Annotated in this window: 1 protein-coding gene; it reads left to right on the top strand. The window is 68.6% G+C overall.

The genetic code is table 11. The annotated features are described in order from the left end of the window. Positions 1–21: 21 nt before the first annotated feature. Positions 22–3,283: Ig-like domain-containing protein (locus AC1D15_RS23355; RefSeq protein WP_477827851.1), on the top strand; the 3,262-nt coding region annotated here is incomplete at its 3' end.

Genomic DNA, 3,283 nt, shown 5'->3' with positions numbered 1-3,283 from the left:
CAGGTGCAGGAGGGCCGCGTCGTGCGCGTCCTGGGCAACATCAGCGACGATGTGCAGGTGCGCAGCGTCGAGCTGCTGGTGAATGGCCAGGTCGCTTCGGTAGCCGTTGCCTTCCCATTCGAGTTCACGGCCCAGGCGCCGGCCATTGCGCTGGCTGGCAAGCACCTGACGCTGCAAGTGCGCGCCGCCGACACCGGCGGCAACGTGAGCTTGTCCGAACAGCACGCCCTGGACGTGGTGCCCGACACCTTGGCGCCGCAACTGCTCTCGGCCAGCGTCGATGAAGGCGCGCGGCGCTTCTTCGTGCGCTCGATCGACTTGCTGTTCGATGAACCGCTGGACCTGCAGCGCCTCACGCCCAGCGCGGCCACGCTGGTGCGCGCGGGCGCGGACGGCAGCTTCGGCACGCCCGACGATGAACCCGTGCCGTTGGGCCAGGACACGCGCAAGCACGGCCAGCTCATTTCGCTGCTGCTCTCCGGCTTGCTGGCGCCCGGCAGCTACGAGCTGCGCGTGGACGCGGCGCAAATCGCCGACCTGGCAGGCAATGTGCTGGCCGCGCCCATCGTGCGCCACTTCACCGTGCTGCCGGCCAACACGGTGCGCGCGCTCAGCGGCAGCGCCGCAATTGCAAACGCCCCGTCGGCCAACCCGGGCCAGCAGATCGGCGTGGTCGTGCCTTTTGATCCGGCCACGGCGCGCATGTCCTTCAAGACCGTCGATGCCGGTGGCACGGTCAGCAACTTGGTTGTGAATGTGTTTCGCACCGACGCTGCGGCCCGCATCGCCTTCTTCAATGTGCCGCTGAACGCGCTCACCGGCGACGTGGAGGTGTTCAAACAAGTCGACAGCGTCATCACCCATTTCGACGACGGCACTTTCCCGCTGCAAATCGTGCCCACGGTGCGCGACGTGCAAGTGGTGTCGGTTGCGGCCGACGGCACGAGCGCACAAGTGCTGGTCAGCGGCACCGGCTTCGTTGAAGGCGCCAACACCGCGTACCGCTTTGGCGCCACCAGCGTGGTGGACACGAGCACCAGCGCCGGGCCTGACGTGCAAAGCGACGGCACGGCACGCCTGACTGTGCCGTTGAGCGCCGCTGCGTTTGGCCCGGTCAGCGTCACGACGGCCGGGGGAAGCAGCGCGCCGTTCAGCGTCAACCTGACAGGTCTGGACGCCAGCGCGTTGTCGGGCACGCCGGCCGCCCCGGCGCTGGCTTCGGCCAACGCGGGCCAGGTCATCACCCTGGTCGGCCAGGGCTTGAACACCAACACCGATGTGCTGCTGCGCTTTACCGACATCAACGGCGCGCCCAGCACCGTGCGGCTCAGCCCGGTGGCGGCCAGCCTGGACGGCAGCCGCGCGAGCCTCGTCGTGCCCGCATTTGCCAACGGCGTGGTGGCGCTGCAGATCTTTGGATCTGCGAACCAGCCGCTGCTGCAAATCGTGCCCACACTCAGCGGCGCGGACATTCAAAGCCGCACCGTGCTGCTGGGCTCGGGTTTTGTTGAAGGCAATGCCAGCTACAGCTTTGCCGGCGCCACCGTCAGCGACAGCGCGCTTGATGCCGGCAACCACATCGACGTGTTCAATGACGGCGTGGATCAAAACCGCCTGGTCAATATCGACCGCACTGCCTTGCCTGCGCACGGCCTGGGCAATGTGAGCGTGACCACCGCGGCCGGCAGCAGCGCCGCGCTTGCGTTGAACACGCTACGCGTGAACCTGCCGCCGGGTGCCGGCATCGGCGACGTGGCGGTGGACCCTGCCAGCGCCCAGCTGTGGGTCAGCGACCAAGCCAGCCCGGCGCATTTGCTGCGCCTGGACCCGGGTACCGGCCAAGTATTGCAAACCATCACGCTGACGCCGGCCTTCGGCTCGATCAACCCGTTCAACAACATCGGCCTGCAGCAGTTGGCAGCGCCGATGCTGCTGGGGAGCAGCAACGTGCCTGCGGGCAGCTTGCTGGTATTCAACGGCAACATCGGCGGGCCGGATCGCGTTGTGGCGGTCGATCCGGCCAGCGGTGCGGTCATCACGAGCCTCGCGTTGGACGCTCGCTATGGGCTCAATGGCGCGGTCTTCAACCCGGCCAATGGGCACATCTACCTGACCGAGACCGGCGGCCCGGGCAACCGCATCATCGAGCTGAGTGCGGCCAGCGGCGCGCAGCTGGCCGCCATCACCGCGCCCTTCAGCGTGCTCAACGCTGCCGGCCTGGCCATTGACCCGAGCAGCGGCCACCTGTGGCTGGGCACGGCCAACGGCGGCGCGCTGCTGGTCGAATACCGCATCGACGGCACCGGCCAGCTCAGCGAGTTGCGGCGCCTGGACGCGAGCGCACAAAACCTCAACCAGAACGAAGTCTCGGGCCTGTCCTTCGCGCCCGACGGCGCGCTGTGGGTCGCGTCCACTCAAGCCGAGCTGTACCGCATTGACATCCACGCAGCGGCAGCGCCCCCGGCGAGCTTGAGCCAGATCGTTGCCAGCGCGCGCGACGGCGTGCCGGCCAACGGCACCCAGGCCTCGGCCCACGTGGGCCAGGTGATCGAGCTGATCGGCGCCCACTTCACGGCCGCCACGCGAGTGCTGTTCAACACCCGCGGCAACGACGGCAGCACCGGCGTGGCGGTGCAGACGCCGCTGATCGTCAACGCCAGCGGCACGCGGCTGCAAGTGGTGGTGCCCGACACGGCCGCGAGCGGCGACGTCAAACTCGACAGCCAAGCCGGCGGCATCCGCCTGCAAATCGTGCCGACCCTGAGCGGCGTCGAGATCGGCCGCCCCGGCGCCGATGACTTGGTCAGGCTGCGCGGCTCGGGCTTCATGGACGGTGCTTTGACGGTGCGCATCGGCGGCATTGACTTGGTCGATGCCGACAGCGTGCTGTCGCCGCTGGACGTGACTGGCCCGCGCAATGACACCCTCGACGTGGTGGCACCGCGCACCTTGGACGGCCCGATCCGCATCACGACCGAAGGCGGCTCGGCCGAAATCGCCGGCGCCCCGATCGCGCCCCAGCCGATCGTCGGCTTCACCGCCATGACCGCCACAGCCAGCGCCGGCACCCCCGCCAACGCCAATGCGCCCTCGGCCGTGAATGGCCAGGCGATTGCGCTGCACGGCCAGGGCCTGGCCACCATCAACACCTTGGTGCAGTTCCAGGCGCGGGACGACACTGGCACGCTGGGCACCGTGTCCTTGAGCGGCATTGCCAGCGCCGATGGCAAGACCTTGACTGTGGGCGTGCCGGCGCTGGTGCGCAGCGGCCTGGTAACTATCC

The sequence above is a fragment of the Rhizobacter sp. P2_H2 genome (genome assembly GCF_056403375.1).
This window is presented reverse-complemented; position numbering and strand designations above follow the sequence as displayed.